We start from the raw sequence: 17,735 nt of genomic DNA on the forward strand, positions 1-17,735 counted from the left end.
GATAATATACTAGGTTTGGCGTCGACCGATCGAAGAGTAAGGCAGCCAAGCCTAGTATATTGTCCTTGAAGCGGCCCCAATATTTCTAGATTTAACGTCTACTTAATTTTTAAACACATAAAAAATAATAAACTATCAAATATTTCACATAGCTTCAAGGACAATATACTAGGTTCGGCGTCGACCGATCGAAGAGTAAGGCAGCCAAGCCTAGTATATTGTCCTTGAAGCGGCCCCAGCAACCATTATTGAAGCGGTCAAATCTATCCAAAAAAAAACCATACACCCAAAGGCATATGGCTCAATCCAATATTCTAAACTTCAGCAGCCTGTAATAACTCTGCTTGTTCCTCTTCACTAACAATCTTATCAATATCAATCAAAATAATCATTCTCTTATCTACTTTAGCAAGACTCTTTATGTACTGTCTATTAATTCCAGAAACAATCTTAGGCGTCTCTTCAACATTCTCTTCATTAATATTTAAAATCTCTTGCACTGAATCCACTACAAATCCAATCTTCATTCCATTTGTATAAGTAACGATAACTTTAGTATTATCATCTATACCCCTTTTGTTTAAGTTAAATTTCTTTCTTAAACTATAAATAGGAAGTACCTCTCCCCTTAGATTAATAACCCCTTCAATATATTCAGGGGTATTAGGCACCTTAACCACTTCTTGATATTTTTCAATAACAAAAACCTTCATAATATCAATACCATATTCTTCTTCATCAATTCTAAATACTACTTGTTGTATTACTGACATAAGCTTCACTCCTTCTTTTGAATTAGTTTGTATTTGCGTTATACCATTTTAAATACGCATTCATAAACAAATCAATATTACCATCCATAACACTGGAAACATTGCCTGTTTCTTCATTGGTTCTATGATCTTTTACCATATTATATGGATGCATTACATATGATCTTATTTGACTACCCCAGCCAATTTCTTTAACTTCTCCTCTAATGCCTTGGAGCTTATCCATTTGCTCTTGTTGCTTTAATTCAAACAACTTTGCCTTTAACATTTTCATTGCTCTATCTTTGTTCTTATGTTGAGACCTTTCATTTTGACACTGTACAACAGTATTAGTTGGTATATGGGTAATACGAATTGCTGAATCAGTGGTATTAACATGTTGTCCACCTGCACCACTTGATCGATAGGTATCTATTCTTAGTTCATCTGGGTTAATCTCAATATCTACATCATCATCTATTTCTGGTAGGACATCACAGGATGCAAAGGATGTATGTCTTCTTCCTGAAGAATCAAAAGGAGATATACGCACCAAACGATGTACACCTTTTTCAGACTTTAAATAGCCATATGCATTTTCTCCATTAATTTGAATGGTAACAGATTTGATGCCTGCTTCCTCACCATCTAAATAATCAAGTGTTTCAACAGAGTACCCTTTTTTATCAGCCCATCTTGAATACATTCTAAATAGCATACTCACCCAATCACAAGATTCTGTTCCACCTGCTCCAGCATGTAACGTTAATATTGCATTATTAGAGTCATATTCACCTGATAATAAGGTATTAATTCTTAATGTCTCATAGTGGTCAATAAATACATCAAGACTTTCTTTTACTTCATTAATTAAATCTTGATCCTCTTCTTCCATGCCCATTATAATTAATGTTTCCACATCTTCAAACTCACTCTTAATACTTTCATAGGTTTCTATTTGATTTTTTAATGATTTTATTTCTTTTAATATTTTTTGAGATTCTTCAGGATTCGCCCAAAACTCTGGATCAGAAGTTGTATTCTCAAGTTCTTCTAATTTCTCTTCTTTCCTTGCCAAGTCAAAGAGAGTCCCTCATCTCTATTAATGGTTTTTTGTAATTATTTAACGATTGTTTGTACTGTTCTAATTCTACCATAAATACACCTCTACTTATAAAAATATTTAGCATAAGCTAGGATTACTAATCCTAGCTTATCATAAAACATCTATCTTCCACAACAATATTTAAACTTTTTACCACTTCCACAAGAACAATCGTCATTTCTACCAATTTTTGCAGAAGTTCTTTTGTATGGTTCTTTTGCAGTGGGTTCGCCACGGTTTGTTGATGTCACTTGGGCAACACGTTCTCTTTCTACTTTTTGCTCAATTCTTATATGGAATAAAATTCTAACAGTATCTTCTTTTATCCCTTCACTCATTTCATCGAACATTTCATAACCAACAAATCTATATTCTACTAATGGATCTCTTTGTCCATAGGCTCTTAAACCAATACCTTGTCTCATTTGATCCATATTGTCTATATGATCCATCCATTTTTTATCAATGGCTTTTAATAATACAACACGTTCTAACTCTCTAATTTGTTCAATATTATCAAATTGTTTTTCTTTTTCTTCATATAGTTTAATGGCTTCTTCTTTTAATTTTGCTTTTAGAGTAGATTTTTTAATATCTTCTCTTTCATCTTCAGTAATATCAATCCCACCAAATGGAATAATACTCTCTAATTGTTCTCTTAATCTAACAATATCCCAGTCTTCAGGTAATTGATCGTCACCTATATAGAAATCTACTGTACTTTCTATAATGTCTTCTGCCATTTTAAGAATATACTCACGCATATTATCTCCATTAAGAACTTTTAATCTTTCTTCATAGATAATTTCACGTTGTTCATTCATAACACGGTCATATTCTAATAAATGTTTACGAATAGAAAAGTTATTGCTTTCTACTTTTTTCTGTGCTCTTTCAATTGCTTTCGTTAACATATTATGTTGAATTGGTTCACCTTCAGGCAACTTTAATGTGTTAAACATTCCTGTTAACTTATCAGAACCAAATAATCTCATAAGATCATCTTCAAGGGATATATAAAATCTTGATTCCCCTGGATCACCTTGACGACCAGCACGTCCTCTTAACTGATTGTCAATACGTCTAGATTCATGTCTTTCTGTACCGATGATTTTTAAACCACCTAGTTCTTTAACACCTTCACCAAGCTTAATGTCCGTACCACGACCAGCCATATTCGTTGCGATTGTAATAGCGCCTTTTAGACCTGCATCTGCTACGATTTCTGCCTCTTTTTCATGGTATTTGGCATTAAGTACTTTATGAGGTACCCCACGTCTTTTTAACAATTTACTTAATTCTTCAGAATTATCAATTGTAATGGTACCAACAAGTACAGGTTGACCTTTTTCATAGGCTTCTTTGATTTCATCGGCTACTGCATTAAATTTTTCATTATGTGTTTTATAAACCACATCTGGTTGGTCAATTCTTGCAACAGGTTTATTGGTTGGTATTACAATTACATCCATATTATAGATGTCTCTGAATTCTTCCTCTTCTGTTAAAGCTGTACCTGTCATACCAGATTTTTTAGAGTATTTGTTAAAGTAATTTTGGAAAGTAATAGTTGCTAATGTTTTACTTTCTTTTCTTACTTTTACCCCTTCTTTTGCTTCTATTGCTTGATGTAATCCATCAGAATATCGACGTCCAGGCATTAAACGACCTGTAAATTCATCTACAATTACTATTTCTTCTTCATTAACAACATAATCCTTGTCTTTATGCATTAAATAATGTGCTTTTAATGCGATGATTATATGATGTTGAATTTCCATATTTTCTGGATCTGCTAAATTCTCAAGTTTGAAATATTCTTCAACTTTTTTAGTACCTTGATCCGTTAAATTCACATTTTTAGCTTTTTCATCAACGACGAAGTCGCCTTCTTCTTCAATTTCTTCCTTCATTAAAGCAGCCATCTTAGTCATTTCACCCAGTATTTTACCTTTTTGCAATCTTCTTGCTAAAAAGTCCGCTGCTGTATATAATCCTGTTGATTTATTCGTTGAACCAGAGATAATAAGAGGTGTTCTTGCCTCGTCAATTAAAACAGAGTCAACCTCATCAATAATAGCGTAATTCAACTCTCTTTGAACTCTTTCTTCCTTATATATAACCATATTATCTCTTAGATAATCAAATCCATATTCATTGTTTGTTCCATAAGTAATATCACAAGCGTATGCTTCTCTTCGCTCTTTGTTCTCGATGCCATTAGTGATGACACCCACTGTTAAGCCAAGAAATTCGTGAACTTTTCCCATCCACTCAGCATCACGAGTAGCTAGGTAATCATTAACCGTTACAATATGAACACCTTTGCCTTCTAATGCATTCAAATATGCTGGTAATGTTGATACTAAGGTTTTACCTTCCCCTGTTTTCATCTCAGATATACGTCCTTGATGTAGAATAATACCACCCATAAGCTGAACAGGATAGTGGCGCATACCCAGAACTCTTTTTGCTGCTTCTCTAACAACAGCAAATGCTTCTATTAATATATCATCTAGAGTTTCATTATTTTGTAGACGTTTTTTAAACTCTTCCGTTTTATTTCTTAATTGATCATCTGATAGCTTTTCAAATTCAGGCTCTAATGCTTCTATTTTATCTACTAAAGGGAGAACTCTTTTGATTTCACGTTCACTATGAGTTCCAAAGATTTTATCTATAATCCTCATTTTACATTCACCTTCCAAATTTTGTTAACAATCTTTGTATTTTTTTATACAATTTTAATTGTACCATTTTAGTTATTAGTATTCAACAATTAAATCATGTGAAAATTTTAATCAGAAAGTCTTTATTTAAGTTTTATCTATTACTAAAACTTTTATGTATTGTCAGCCCTTTAATAAAATGAATATATTTTATTAGAATTCAATCCCTTTACGACTCTTTACTCCTGTTGAATAATAATGCTTAACTTCCTTCATTTCTGTTACTAGGTCTGCTTTTTCTATAAGCTCACTAGGACAATCCCTACCAGTTAAAACCAATTCCATTTTATTCGGTTTTTTTGCCATTAACTCTAAAACCTGTTCTAAAGTAACCATTTGATTTTTTAGGGCACCTAGAATCTCATCTAATATAAATATATCATAGTCATTTGATACCATTAACATACTCACTTTTTTGAATGCCTCTTGCAATTTTTCTTTATACTCAACCTTCTCTTCCAATGACAATTGCCAAAAGAATTTTTTATGTCCAGCGATTTGAATGATTTCAAAGGAACCCTCTAATTTTTTTACTGAATCTAACTCACTTGTGTGGTTTCCTTTTAAAAATTGAACCATTATGACTTTTAATCCATTGCCTACCCCACGAAGTCCTAACCCTAATGCTGCTGTGGTTTTTCCTTTACCATCACCTGTATAGATTTGAATATAACCTTTTTCCATATTATATCTCCCTTAATCTTTTAGAATAGTTAGCCGCTGCTTTTATAATATTAACTGCAATGTCCTTATTACTATAAAAATGTAGATGTGGGTACCCAGCCACACCATTGCCTTTTATGTAGCCACACTGGTATTGGTCTATTAATTCCCCTTTTCTAATTTTTTCTAAGTGATATACCATTGGATGATTGATAAAAGCCTCTGAATGGTGAAATTCATGTACTTTAAGAGATGTCCCTTTTTTTCCTAAAATACTATGAAATCCAAGGGTTAACCCTTTATAACCAAATCTTTTTAATCCCTTTGTCATTACACATTTTCCTTGAAGCCATCCTAACATTTTATAAGAAGTCCCATCCATATCTACTAATTCTTCACACAAATACATTAGTCCACCACACTCTGCTAAATATGGGATGCCTTCTTGTAATTTTTTCAGCAGTTCACTTTTCATTGAGTGATTTTCTTCTAGTGCTTTACCAAATACTTCTGGAAACCCACCACCAAAATATATAAAATCCATCCTTCTAGGTATGACTTTATCTTTTATAGGACTAAAAAAATGTAATGTTGCTCCTAATTCTTTTAGTAGGTCTAGATTGTCTTCATAATAAAAGTTAAAAGCTTCATCGTATGGAATGGCTATATGAATGTCTTCACTTATTATTTCACTTTTCTCCATAAACAATTCTATATTGTCTTGAGAAACATTTTTAGCCACTTCTATTAATCCATCTAAATCAATGTTTTTTTCAATGTCTTCTGTTAATAATTTTATTTTTAGGTCTAAATCCTCCATCTCCCAGCTAGGTACTAAGCCCAAGTGTCTTGATTTTATAGAACCTCTATTGTTTTTTTGTAAATACCCATAGCAAGTTACAGAAGTGTAGGTTTCAATGGCCTCTTTAAGGATGTCATAATGTCTCTTGGAATTGACTTTGTTAACTATAACACCTTTTAGATTAAGATCTGGGTCAAAGTCAACAAAACCTTTTACAAGGGCAGCAACACTTGTAGCAATACCACTCCCATCTACCACTAAAATGACAGGACAGGATAAAACTTTTGCTACACTTGCAGAACTTCCAACATCTGTGCTTTCCCCAGCTCCATCGTATAATCCCATTACCCCTTCAATAACGCCAATCTGGGCATCTTTCATATTTTTAATAAATAGTCCTTGAACCGTTTCATTGTTAAGCAAATAATTGTCTAAGTTACGACTTTTTTTGCCTGTAATATAAGAGTGATAGGCTGTATCTATGTAATCTGGACCTACTTTAAAAGGTTGAACAACCATTTTTTTAGACAGTGCTGCTAACAAACCCATAGTGACTGTTGTTTTTCCAACACCACTGCTTACACCTGCTATCATTATTCTTGGATAACTCATTTTACACCTCATCTTCTTTCCATAATGAAATTGTAATGCCTGCTATTTTCTGAACTGGTAAAATACATTTACCAAAACAAGACCCCAAATAGCCACAAGGTTCACTTACCGACTTTACCCCTATGGTTTTTTTGACAAATTCACTTCCTTGAAATTGATCTTCTACCTTTTTTATATCTTCAATAGAATGGATTTCTAAAGGTACTTTTAATGCCCTTGCCAATTGTTGCAACCCTAATTCTTCCTCTTTTATAGAAACTGTTGCCAGTTTTTTAATAGATTCATAAGGTAGCTTTATTTTTTCAAAGGATGCTTTTAATACTTTTTCTATTTCCTCTTTTGTTTTTCCCTTTTTGCACCCAATACCTACAACTATATCTTTGGGAATTAACCAAACAAAAGGTTTATTCATTTCTTTAGGCCCTTGTTTTGATATATATACGTAACCCTCTATTTCTGGGTACTCATCTGTTCTTTCTTCATTATCAATGAATATGTATGGCTTTTTTAATAGAATATTGTGTTTTTCTTTGTTGATTACCCCTATGGTTTTGCCTTCTAATAATAGTACTGTTAAGTCTTTTGCTTTTTTCATATCCTTAATAGCACAATGATTATGACTTGCAAAGGTATCTATTGCAACAATGCCATTTGTATCTGACGAAGTTGTGATAACAGGTGTTCCATTGATGTCTTTACCTATTTTTTCTGCCCAATAGTTGCCATTCCCAAGATGTCCTGATAATAGACTAATAATGTATTGGCCTTTTTCATCCATTACCAATACGGCCGGGTCTACCCTTTTATCTTTTATATAAGGGGCTATAACCCTTACAACGATGCCTGTTGCCATAATAAAACATAAAACATCAAAGGTTTGGAATAGTTTTTCAACCATTAGATTAAGAGAAGGTTTTATTGCCTGGGCACCTTGAGTAACATATTTTTCCATTGTATAAAGCTGTGCATCAGGGTATTGGTTTTTTAGCTTTAGCCCTAACTTTAGTCCCCCTTCTGTCAAGGTTAGGATTGCCATCTTTTTCATTGTATCCCTTCTCTCCTTATTCTATTACATCGCTGTTCTTTTTATTGCCCCTATCAATCCTTCTATGGTTTCATATACATTAGGGTATTGTACCAATGGTCGTTTTATCATTATGACCTCTACACCACAATGAAGAGCTGCTTCTATTTTTTCTTTTGTATGTCCAATGGTGCCACTTTCTTTTGTTAATAAAAACTTGGCCTTAATATGATCTAACATTTCTTTGTTCATTTTCATTGAAAAAGGCCCTTGAATGGCTATGATTTGCTTTGGCGTAAGTTTTAAGTTTTCAAGCTTTTTTATATTCTCTGTTATCGGAAGAACCCTTACAAAAACTCTTTCAATATTTTCTATACCTTCTAAAAATTTATCAATATGCCTACTCCCTGTTGTTACCAGTACATTACCTTCTCTTTTATTAATATATTCTCCTGCTTCATAATAATCTTTACACCAAATGACATTTACAATGTTATCCTCTATACTTGCGGGTCGTTCATACCGCCAATAATTTATATTTAAGGCCTTACAGACTTTTATGGCATTTTCAGATATGATCTGAGCATAGGGATGAGTGGCATCTATAATGTGATTGATTTTATATGCCTCACAAAAGGCCAAAAGTTCTCGTTCATCCATTTGCCCCCATATTACCTTTCCTTGAAAAGCTTCTTCTGCAATTAAGTGACCATAGTCTGTGGCTGTACTCATAATAATGTCTTTGGTATAAGCATACAATTCCTTGGCAAGTTTTAAACCATCGCTGGTCCCTCCTAGTAGTAAAATCATAAAGCATACCCTCTAGAAGTAACCATATAATCACCCAACCACTTTGTTTTTGAATTACCTATAATGACAGTGGAGAACATATCCACTTCCTCAAAAGGAATCTTCCCTAATGTGGTTCTAATGATCTTTTGTTCCTCTCTATAGGCTTGTCTCACAATACCCACTGGGGTTGATTCACTTCTTATAGCTAATAAAATGTCTACTGCTTTTCTTAAGTATTCAGGTCGTTTGCTACTTCTTGGATTATATATGGCTATTGTAAAATCCCCTTTAGCCGCATATTCAATGCGCTTCTCTATTGTTTCATAGGGGGTCATATAGTCGCTTAAACTAATGGTACAAAAATCTTCAACAATTGGCGCTCCTAACAAAGACCCACAAGCCATTGCTGACGTTACGCCTGGAATGATTTCCAAAGGTATTTTAGCTAGAAGATTGTTTTTATTAAGTAATTCATAAAGCAATCCTGCCATTCCATATACTCCCGAGTCACCACTACATACCATAGCAACTTTTTTTCCTTCTTGTGCCCATTCTATTGCTTTTTCACATCGATTTATTTCTTGTCCCATACCATTTTCGTAGATGTCTTTCTCACTAATAAGTGTTTTGATTTGTTGTACATATACCCTATACCCAACAATCCCATCACAATCTATAATGGTTTCTTTTGCTTTTAAGCTCATTCCTTGCAAATCTCCTGGTCCAAGTCCTATTGCATATATTTTACCTTTCACTTTTGCACCTCTTCATTCAGACTGTCTATAAACTTATAAACTTAGGATTTTTATTTAACTTACTATTTATCTTTTCTATTTCTATACATATGGGAAAATTTACTGTCATACAGTTTGGATAAGGTATATTGATCCTTCATAAAGTCACCTACTAATATTTGAGCAAATCGATTAATGCCTGCTTCTTTAATTTTTTTTGCTATATCTTCTAATGTTCCCTTAACTATTTTTTCATCTTCCCAAGTTGCTTTATAAATGACTGCTATAGGGGTATTAGCTTCATAACTTGTACGCAAATCTTTTACAACATCTTCAATAGCTTGAACCGATAAGAAAATAGACATGGTTGCTTTGTGTTTTGCCAATTCCACTAAGGACCCCCCTTCATTATTGCCTGTTCTACCAGCTCGTCTCGTTATAATCACTGTTTGCGAAACTCCTGGTAATGTTAATTCTTCTTTAATGGCCGCTGCTGCACCCAAGAAGGAACTTACACCTGGTATAACATCATAAGGAATATTATATGTACTTAATTCATCCATTTGTTCTCTTATGGCCCCATATAATGATGGGTCCCCTGTATGTAACCGTACGATTAACTTACTTGCTGCTGCCTTTGTTTTCATTACTTCTATAACTTCCTCTAAAGTCATGGTGGCACTATTGTATATTTCTACATCCTTTTTACAATACTCTAATAGCTGTTCATTCACTAATGACCCTGCATAAATCACACAGTCTGCTTTTTCTAATGCCTTTTTGCCTTTTACTGTAATAAGTTCAACATCGCCTGGTCCAGCTCCAACAAATAATACCACTATAAACACCCCTTTCTACTGAGTACTAGACTTAGATAGTCTTTGTTTTTTAATATATTTTCTTTAATGTCGGGGTCTATTTGGCTGTCTTCAAAACCACATCTTTTTATTAACACACTATTGTTTATAATTTGATGGGTGTTAAGATGGTCCAATACTCTATTTTCTCTATTGTATATTTTCATAAATGCAAAAGCATCGGATGCTTCTAAAACTTTACCTATTTTGTCATCTGTTGCATTCATAGGAATAATACTTAAAATTTCATCTTTTTCTACTAAAGGTTGATTAATCATTGCAGCTGATGCACAAAAAGATGTGATACCAGGTATGGTTTCAATTGGCATATCCTTTGACAAGGCTTTAATAATATAGCCATAACTGCTATATACAGACGGGTCTCCTAATGTAACAAAGGCAACATTTTTTCCTAATCCAATGTGTTTCTCTACTTCTTTAGCTGCTTCTTTTCCTGCTTCTATAAATATACTTTCATCTTTCACCATAGGAAAGTTAACATAGACATGTTCTAGATTTTCCTTTAAATAAGGTTCAATAATGGTGTATGCAACACCTTTCTTACCTTCTTTGGTTTGTGGTAATAATACAACGTCTATTTGAGATAGTATCCTAGAAGCCTTAATGGTTAATAGCTCTGGGTCTCCTGGTCCTACGCCTATTCCGTAAAATTTTGCCATCTTCTTATTCCTTTCTTTTCTACTGTTCAGCTGAAATGATATATATGGGATTTAACCCTTTCATCATCCAACCTACTTTGTGGTCATATCCTCTTGATAATTGGACTTGAATACAATTTATATTTTTAAAGTTATTTTTCTTAAGAAGTTGTAATATCTCATAACTACTGTTTAGTAAAATGGTGTTTGCAACAAATATCCCTTCTGGATTCAAATACGCTTTAGCATAGCCAATTATATGTTCTAAGTCTTTGCTACCTCCCCCTAAAAAAATCCTATCAAAGTTTTCTTTTGGAAGTATTTCTGGGGCTTTTCCTTGAATGGTTGTTATGTTCTTTACTTGAAATCTTTTCCCATTTTCTTGTGTTAAATGAATGGCCTCTTCCTTTTGATCCACAGCTGTAATCCAACCTTCACTGGCTCTTAAACCACATTCAATACTAACACTTCCTGTGCCACAGCCAATATCTAGTACCAACGAGTCTCTCTCTAACTGCAGTTTAGACAGTGTAATGGCTCTAACTTCTGACTTGGTCATAGGCACATCCCCTCTTATAAAAAGTTCATCAGGTATGCCTTGTACTGTTTTATTCCACATACTTTTCTATCACCACCACACATAGTTTTGAAAACTCTTTCTTCCTAAAGTCCTTAACTTTCCCTTGTGTAATTTTTTCATTCTCATAGGATAAATTTTCTCCTACAATCATTTTCCAATGCCCATATGCATCCATTATTGATGTTACAATACTAGATGGGGTATTTTTTTCATCTGTTAATAAAAAAACCCCTTGATGCTTTTCTATATAGGCGTCAACCTGGATATCTCTACCGTGCAAACTATATAATCCATAGCCTTTGTAGCTTCTTTTTAAACGACTAAATAGATACTGAAAAGAACTAATACCAGGTATGACTTCAATGTCTTCATCAGAAAAAAAGTTTTTTATATAGTCTAGTAGACTATAAAACCCTGTGTCTCCTGATACCAAAACCACTATTTTTTTATTATTCTCTTTTTGGATTGCCATGGTTTCAACAATCTCTTTAAGATTCCCTTCATAACATAAGGTTTCCTTTTTATAGTCTTGAAAGACCTCTAGATTTCTACTGCCTCCAATGAGTAAGTCCGCCTCTTCAATGGTCTTGTATGCTATTGGCAAAATATAATCTTTATGTCCTGGACCTATGCCAACAATTTTAATTCTGTTCATCTTTAAACATCTCCAATACAGAATTGCTTTTTGCCAGCAATTGATCCATACTAAATAATGCAACATGGACTTTTACTTGATCAAAGCAATAGGCTTCACAATGATCCACGATTTTACCTACCAGTAGTGGGTATATTTCTTTGTACCCTTCTCTTTCTATGATTGTCATCGCTTCTTCTGTGGTTCTACAATTCATAATCTCAATTAAATGTGGATTGGCCATTCCTAATAAAGCTAAGTTAGCTGTTAATATCTCCATTCTTGTTGAACTTATCCTGTTATGGGTATAGAAAGTACCTCCTGCTGGCTTGATTAACTTCCCAATATGTCCTGCGATTAATACGTCATCAAATTCTAAAGCAACACATAAATCTAATGCATACCCCAGGTAATTGCTGATTTTTATAAAGTTCTCTCCTTTATAATTGAAAAACGTTTCTATTAACTTCTCTCCAATATTCCCAGGGACTAGAACAACCTTTTTGTATCCTTTTTCTTTAATGATATTGAATTCTAATTTTATAGTATCTTTTAAGGCTTCTTGGGACATAGGTTCCACAATTCCTGTTGTCCCTAATATGGATAGCCCGCCTTCAATGCCAAGTCTTGGGTTAAAGGTCTTCTTAGCCAATGCTTCTCCTTTTGGTAACTCTATCTCTACCTGTACACCTTGAGGATATGGGATAACATGCCTTACTTCTTCTTGAATCATCTTCATAGGTGTGGGATTGATGGCACTATGTCCTACAGGTACTTGCAATCCTTTTTGAGTGACTCTCCCAACACCTTTACCACCTATAATGGTTACTTCTTCAGTTTCTTGGAAAGTCACTTTTGCAAATACTTCTATGCCATTGGTGATGTCTGGATCATCTCCAGAGTCCTTTATAATACAACACTTAGCTTCTGTTTCATTAAAAGTTGGTTTCTGTACGTCTAAGATTAATTGCCATCCTTTTGGGGTGTCTATTTTGATTTGATTACAAATGTCTTGATGGCACAACATCCATGCCGCCGCCTTTGCTGCTGCTGCTGCACAAGAACCTGTTGTATAGCCTGTTCTTAGTTTTTTGCCATCTTTATAAATATACTGGGAATTATTCTTCAATGGCTTTCACCGCTTCTCTTAACAAAGCATTCACTATGGCTACAGCTACTGTACTGCCACCTTTTCTCCCTTGAGATATAATAGAGGGTATATTACTCTCCCAAAGGGCCTCTTTTGATTCTTTGGCCCCTACAAATCCAACAGGTACGCCTATAACACCTCTTACATTATTTAGCTGTTTCTTTTCTAGGATTCTATAAAGGGCTGTTGGTGCATTGCCAATAACAAATAGTTTGTCTTGTGGCAAGTCTAAAGCTATGTCTACTGCCGCCATTGATCTTGTTATCCCTTTTTCTTTAGCCATATGATAGGCTTCTTCAGTACCAACAAAGGAATGCATGGTTATATTCAGTTCCTTTGCCAATGGTTTGCTTATACCTGCTTTTATCATCTCTGTATCAGTCACAATCATACAACCTTTTTTCATAGCATTCAAAAGTGTTTCTTCTACCTTTTCTTTAAATAAAAGAATATCTTCATAATCAAAATCTGTGGTTGTATGTATGACCCTTTTTATAATGCTAAGTTTTATTGGCTCTAATTCTGTGTTTTTCATTTCACTGTGAATGATTTTAAAGCTTTGTCTTTCAATTTCTTGTGGGTTCTCAATATAGTTATACACACATATCCTCCTTACCTGATAAGCTTTTCCACATATTTCACATACATTTCTTGTATGAGTGGATTCTCCCCTAGCCCTTTTAAATAACCTTTTACCTCATATCCTAGCTCTAATAAACATGTCTGCCAAGAATCTTCCTTATTGCTTATTAAATCATTTAAAGCGTGGTCTCCAGCCACTAATAAAAAGGGCATTAATGTAACACTTCTATATGCTTTTTCATTTAATTCTAATAGAATATCTTCTAAACCATCTTCTATGGTTCCTACGATGAAAGGCAGTTTCATATCTCTTAACTTTTCTTGTAACTCTATATAGCATTGGTTTGCTTTATGTTCCGTTCCATGTCCTGCTAATAGAACAATTTCATCTTCTTTTAATGGTGGGCATTGGGCTTTTAATCCATCAATAACTCTTTCATAATCTTCTTCTGTATAGAGAAGGGGCTGACTTAAAACAATCCTAACGTCTTTTTTATCTACCTCATCAATAATCTCTTTGATTTTTTCATATTCAAATCCTGGAATAATATGCAAGGGTTGTACAAAGATTTCTTTATACCCTAAATGAATGAGTTTTTCTAAGGCTTCTTTTGGATTTTGGTAGATGATTCCTTCTTTCTTTAACTTTTCTATAATTCTATAAGATGTGAAAGCACGATCTATGTGATAATTAGGGAATGCTTTTTCTATTTTTTCTTCAATAGGTTCTATTGCCTTTTCCCTTGCTTCTTTATAACTGCTTCCAAAGCTAACAACTAATATTGCTTTTTCTTTTTTCATGTTATTCTCCTTCTAACCATTTAAAATCTAATGTTATTATTTTTACTTTATGAAAAAGATACCATTCCAAAAACACAGAAAACCTCTCAACAATTTGTTAAGAGGTTTATCTATCAAAAATCAGCATATTTTTTATATACCATGTCTGATTACACCCCTCCATCGCTCGTAGAGATTTGGTGCATAATATTAGGCAGGTATTCTGACTCTGGTTCATCAACTTTTTACGCCTTCCCAATCTTTCAGTGGCATTAATGTAAAAAGTCTCCCCATTACAGCGGCGGGACCGTACAGGAATTTCACCTGTTTCCCTTTTAATCTTAAGAACACTCTATCTTAAGAACCTAATATCATACGATTTAGTTTTATTATAAGGTATCAAATAATGTATTATATGTCAATTTTTTCTTTAAATGCTTCAATATAATACGCTAAAAAGAGCGTTGAATGCATCAACGCTCTTTGTTTACTCTCTAGAATTCTGGTTCAATTAATCCATAAGAATTGTTTTTTCTTTTATAAACAACATTCACTTCATCAGATTCACTGTTTCTAAATACAAAGAAGTTATGTCCTAATAATTCCATTTGGAAGCAAGCTTCCTCTTCGTCCATTGGTTTTACTGCAAATCTTTTTGTTTTTAATATTTTTATATCATCATCAATTGGTTCTTCAACTTGTTGTAAGAATTCTTTTTTGAATGATCCGCCTGAGTGATGTTTATCTATAATTTTTTTCTTATACTTAATAAGTTGTCTTTCAATAATATCAACAACATTATCAATAGCAGCATACATATTCGTATCTACTTCTTCGCCTCTGATAATTTGACCTTTTACTGGAATAGTCACTTCAATAATGTGTCTTTCTTTTTGAACACTTAAAGTGATTTGAGCTTCCGTATCAGGAGTAAAAAAGCGCTCTAACTTCCCCAACTTATCCTCGATTGCGTTTTTCAGTGCCTCTGTCATTTCAATATTTCTTCCACTTATAATATAGCGCATACTATCAACTCCTTAAATATCTTTATGTATAAGAGTATTCTTTAACTCTTATTATATTATTCTCCATATAATTAAAAAATCCTTCTTTTTTTTTACATTTTTTTATATACAGGAAAGAATTAGTAATTATTATACCTAGGCCTTCCATTGTATTAATTATTAACATAAATAAATTTTGTCAACATAAATATTGTGGATAATGTGGATAACATTGTTAATGGAAAGATTTTTAAGGGTTTTTGAATTAAATTAATGTGGATATATTAATTACCCCTATATTTTATGTTAACTTTTTGTTAATTTTTTTCCCAGCTTATATGTAGTAGTACTTATTGTAATATATACTAATACTTTTTATACATTTATATAGATTAAGAGTAATTTGAATAAATCAATAAAAAATAAAGGTGTAAGATTTTTTGTAATCTTACACCTTCATTAAATTAAACTGTATTTTTTCTAGTACTTCTCTTTCTTAGAATAATGAGTGTGTAATAAATGATGTGCTTTTTCACTCATTGGTTTTCCTAAGTATGTTTCGTACAATTCTTTTACTGCAGGATTTTCGTGTGATTTTCTTAAGGTTAAGTTTTTCTCTTCTGAGTAAATAGATGCGGTACGTTTTTTAAGAACATTCACATCCCCATGATGATATGGTTGACCTGCGCCGCCAATACATCCTCCTGGACAAGCCATTACTTCAATGGCATGAAGATTTCTTGGATTGCCATCCTTGATTTCATCTAGTAAATCTCTAGCATTCCCTAGTCCATGGGCTAAGCCTACATTTAAGGTAATGCCTCCTAAATCAACACTAGCTACCCTAAGGCCATCAAATCCTCTTACTTGTTCAAACTCTATCTTTTCTAAGGTTTTCCCCGTTTTAATTTCATAGGATGTTCTAAGGGCTGCTTCTAAAACCCCACCTGTAACGCCAAAGATTAAACCTGCACCAGTGGAAATCCCTAGTGGATTATCGTATTCTTCTTTTTCCAACTCTTTTAAGTTAAGGTTAGCTCTTTTAATTAAGTGAGCCAATTCTCTAGTAGATAAAACGATATCCACATCTGGATTACCTTCTACGCTAAACTCTTCTCTTGATGCTTCAAACTTTTTAGCCAAACAAGGCATAATAGAAACCACAACTAACTTTTCCCTTGGTATTTCAAGTTTTTCTGCAAAATAAGTTTTTGCAACGGCACCAAACATCTGCTGTGGTGATCGGGCTGATGATGGAATATCTATTAATTCATGGTACTGACTTTCTATAAAGTTCACCCAAGCTGGACAGCAAGATGTTAAAATAGGTAACGCTACCTCTTCTCCTGCTAAGTACTTATCCAGTCTACCAAGTAATTCTGTTCCTTCTTCCATAATGGTTAAATCTGCAGCAAAGTCCGTATCAAATACATAGTTAAATCCAAGTCTTCTTAAGGCAGCTACCATTTCTCCTGTTACAACAGTACCTGGCTCTAACCCAAAGGCTTCGCCTAATGCTACTCTTGTTGCTGGTGCTGTCTGAACCACAACAACTTTTTCAGGATCTGCTAAGGCTTCTACTACTCTCCACGTACTATCTTCTTCTGATAATGCCCCTACTGGACAGACTGCAACACATTGACCACAGTGGGTACAAACTGTATCTTCTAATTTTTCATCAAATGCAGGTGCAACAACAGCATCAAAACCTCTATTGATACCTGATAATACCCCTACGGTCTGAACATTATTACACATGGTTTCACATCTTCTACACATAATACATTTATCCATTTCTCTTATTATAGAAGTGGTATATTCTTTTTTATATGTAGACATTGAATTACCTGTTATATTAATGTTTCTTATCCCCATTTTTTCTGAAAGATCCTGTAATTCACAATGTCCCGATTTTGAACAGGTCAAACATTCTTTTGGGTGATCAGAAATCAATAATTCTACTACTGTTTTTCTAGCATTTAACACTTTTATAGAATTTGTTCTAATTACCATTCCATTGGTAACAGGGGTTGCACAAGCAGGTGCAAGATTTCTTCTTCCTTCAACTTCTACAACACACACACGGCAAGATGCTGATTGATTAACCATTTTTATATCATGTAAATCCAAGTGACATAGTGTTGGAATGTGTATTCCTAGTTTTTGAGCGCCTTGAAGGATTGTGCTTCCTATTGGAAGTTCTACTTCTTTTCCATCTATTGTTATTTTAATATCTGACACAGTATACACTCCTTTTCTTTTTTACTTTGTTTATC

Annotated in this window: 17 protein-coding genes and 1 riboswitch; all 17 genes read right to left on the reverse strand. The window is 33.6% G+C overall.

Features of this window, described 5'->3' with window-relative positions:
* Nucleotides 1–314 precede the first annotated feature (314 nt).
* On the reverse strand, nt 315–773 hold the full coding sequence (locus EDC18_RS11050) for a chemotaxis protein CheW (protein ID WP_132253159.1): 459 nt from the start codon (nt 771–773) through the stop codon (nt 315–317).
* A gap of 22 nt (nt 774–795) precedes the next feature.
* Nucleotides 796–1,909 (reverse strand): peptide chain release factor 2 gene (gene prfB, locus EDC18_RS11055; RefSeq protein WP_132253160.1). Its coding sequence is split into 2 segments (ribosomal slippage): nt 796–1,833 and nt 1,835–1,909, totalling 1,113 coding nucleotides; the frame shifts between segments, so codons are not numbered across the junction.
* Between the two features lie 70 nt (nt 1,910–1,979).
* On the reverse strand, nt 1,980–4,547 hold the full coding sequence (secA, locus tag EDC18_RS11060; protein WP_132253162.1) for a preprotein translocase subunit SecA: 2,568 nt from the start codon (nt 4,545–4,547) through the stop codon (nt 1,980–1,982).
* A 192-nt stretch (nt 4,548–4,739) separates the two neighbouring features.
* A complete protein-coding gene (locus tag EDC18_RS11065; RefSeq protein WP_132253163.1) occupies nt 4,740–5,270 on the reverse strand; it encodes a cob(I)yrinic acid a,c-diamide adenosyltransferase in 531 nt (176 codons plus the stop codon).
* A 1-nt stretch (nt 5,271) separates the two neighbouring features.
* Nucleotides 5,272–6,663: a cobyrinic acid a,c-diamide synthase CobB gene (locus EDC18_RS11070; protein WP_132253165.1), complete on the reverse strand. Its 1,392-nt coding sequence runs from the start codon at nt 6,661–6,663 to the stop codon at nt 5,272–5,274.
* A gap of 1 nt (nt 6,664) precedes the next feature.
* Nucleotides 6,665–7,708 carry a cobalt-precorrin 5A hydrolase gene (gene cbiG / locus EDC18_RS11075; protein ID WP_132253166.1) on the reverse strand — a complete coding sequence of 348 codons (1,044 nt, stop codon included), beginning with the start codon at nt 7,706–7,708 and terminating at the stop codon, nt 6,665–6,667.
* Nucleotides 7,709–7,732: 24 nt separating this feature from the next.
* Entirely contained in the window at nt 7,733–8,497 is a 765-nt protein-coding gene (gene cobK / locus EDC18_RS11080) for a precorrin-6A reductase (RefSeq protein WP_132253168.1), read from the reverse strand.
* Complete coding sequence (gene cobJ, locus EDC18_RS11085; protein ID WP_132253170.1) at nt 8,494–9,234, reverse strand: precorrin-3B C(17)-methyltransferase; 741 nt, start codon at nt 9,232–9,234, stop codon at nt 8,494–8,496. Before cobJ ends, cobK begins: the two co-directional genes overlap by 4 nt.
* Nucleotides 9,235–9,296: 62 nt before the next feature.
* Nucleotides 9,297–10,052 carry a precorrin-4 C(11)-methyltransferase gene (cobM, locus tag EDC18_RS11090; protein ID WP_132253172.1) on the reverse strand — a complete coding sequence of 252 codons (756 nt, stop codon included), beginning with the start codon at nt 10,050–10,052 and terminating at the stop codon, nt 9,297–9,299.
* Nucleotides 10,052–10,750, reverse strand: a complete 699-nt coding sequence (cobI, locus tag EDC18_RS11095) for a precorrin-2 C(20)-methyltransferase (protein WP_132253174.1) — start codon at nt 10,748–10,750, stop codon at nt 10,052–10,054. Before cobI ends, cobM begins: the two co-directional genes overlap by 1 nt.
* 19 nt (nt 10,751–10,769) lie before the next feature.
* A complete protein-coding gene (cbiT, locus tag EDC18_RS11100; RefSeq protein WP_132253176.1) occupies nt 10,770–11,348 on the reverse strand; it encodes a precorrin-6Y C5,15-methyltransferase (decarboxylating) subunit CbiT in 579 nt (192 codons plus the stop codon).
* The gene (gene cbiE / locus EDC18_RS11105) at nt 11,338–11,964 is read right to left on the reverse strand and encodes a precorrin-6y C5,15-methyltransferase (decarboxylating) subunit CbiE (RefSeq protein WP_165878560.1); all 627 of its coding nucleotides are present in this window, start codon (nt 11,962–11,964) and stop codon (nt 11,338–11,340) included. Before cbiE ends, cbiT begins: the two co-directional genes overlap by 11 nt.
* Nucleotides 11,951–13,072, reverse strand: coding sequence for a cobalt-precorrin-5B (C(1))-methyltransferase CbiD (gene cbiD, locus EDC18_RS11110; RefSeq protein ID WP_132253180.1), 1,122 nt, complete (start codon nt 13,070–13,072; stop codon nt 11,951–11,953). The genes cbiE and cbiD overlap by 14 nt, the downstream gene beginning before the upstream one ends.
* Nucleotides 13,062–13,694: a precorrin-8X methylmutase gene (locus tag EDC18_RS11115; RefSeq protein ID WP_243115115.1), complete on the reverse strand. Its 633-nt coding sequence runs from the start codon at nt 13,692–13,694 to the stop codon at nt 13,062–13,064. The genes cbiD and EDC18_RS11115 overlap by 11 nt, the downstream gene beginning before the upstream one ends.
* Before the next feature lie 11 nt (nt 13,695–13,705).
* A complete protein-coding gene (locus EDC18_RS11120; RefSeq protein WP_132253184.1) occupies nt 13,706–14,476 on the reverse strand; it encodes a sirohydrochlorin cobaltochelatase in 771 nt (256 codons plus the stop codon).
* Between the two features lie 175 nt (nt 14,477–14,651).
* A riboswitch (cobalamin riboswitch) is annotated at nt 14,652–14,839 on the reverse strand.
* 110 nt (nt 14,840–14,949) lie between these two features.
* Nucleotides 14,950–15,480 carry a ribosome hibernation-promoting factor, HPF/YfiA family gene (gene hpf / locus EDC18_RS11125; RefSeq protein ID WP_132253186.1) on the reverse strand — a complete coding sequence of 177 codons (531 nt, stop codon included), beginning with the start codon at nt 15,478–15,480 and terminating at the stop codon, nt 14,950–14,952.
* A gap of 459 nt (nt 15,481–15,939) precedes the next feature.
* Nucleotides 15,940–17,700 carry an NADH-dependent [FeFe] hydrogenase, group A6 gene (locus EDC18_RS11130; protein WP_132253188.1) on the reverse strand — a complete coding sequence of 587 codons (1,761 nt, stop codon included), beginning with the start codon at nt 17,698–17,700 and terminating at the stop codon, nt 15,940–15,942.
* Between the last annotated feature and the right edge of the window lie 35 nt (nt 17,701–17,735).

Source organism: Natranaerovirga pectinivora (assembly GCF_004342165.1).
In the GTDB taxonomy this organism is placed as follows: domain Bacteria; phylum Bacillota; class Clostridia; order Lachnospirales; family DSM-24629; genus Natranaerovirga; species Natranaerovirga pectinivora.

Coding starts and splice junctions, on each gene's coding strand:
- EDC18_RS11050 (WP_132253159.1), bottom strand. CDS start 773: ATGTCAGTAATACAACAAGTAGTATTTAGAATTGATGAAGAAGAATAT.
- cobI (WP_132253174.1), bottom strand. CDS start 10,750: ATGGCAAAATTTTACGGAATAGGCGTAGGACCAGGAGACCCAGAGCTA.
- secA (WP_132253162.1), bottom strand. CDS start 4,547: ATGAGGATTATAGATAAAATCTTTGGAACTCATAGTGAACGTGAAATC.
- cbiE (WP_165878560.1), bottom strand. CDS start 11,964: ATGAACAGAATTAAAATTGTTGGCATAGGTCCAGGACATAAAGATTAT.
- EDC18_RS11070 (WP_132253165.1), bottom strand. CDS start 6,663: ATGAGTTATCCAAGAATAATGATAGCAGGTGTAAGCAGTGGTGTTGGA.
- EDC18_RS11065 (WP_132253163.1), bottom strand. CDS start 5,270: ATGGAAAAAGGTTATATTCAAATCTATACAGGTGATGGTAAAGGAAAA.
- EDC18_RS11120 (WP_132253184.1), bottom strand. CDS start 14,476: ATGAAAAAAGAAAAAGCAATATTAGTTGTTAGCTTTGGAAGCAGTTAT.
- hpf (WP_132253186.1), bottom strand. CDS start 15,480: ATGCGCTATATTATAAGTGGAAGAAATATTGAAATGACAGAGGCACTG.
- cbiT (WP_132253176.1), bottom strand. CDS start 11,348: ATGTGGAATAAAACAGTACAAGGCATACCTGATGAACTTTTTATAAGA.
- cobK (WP_132253168.1), bottom strand. CDS start 8,497: ATGATTTTACTACTAGGAGGGACCAGCGATGGTTTAAAACTTGCCAAG.
- cbiG (WP_132253166.1), bottom strand. CDS start 7,708: ATGAAAAAGATGGCAATCCTAACCTTGACAGAAGGGGGACTAAAGTTA.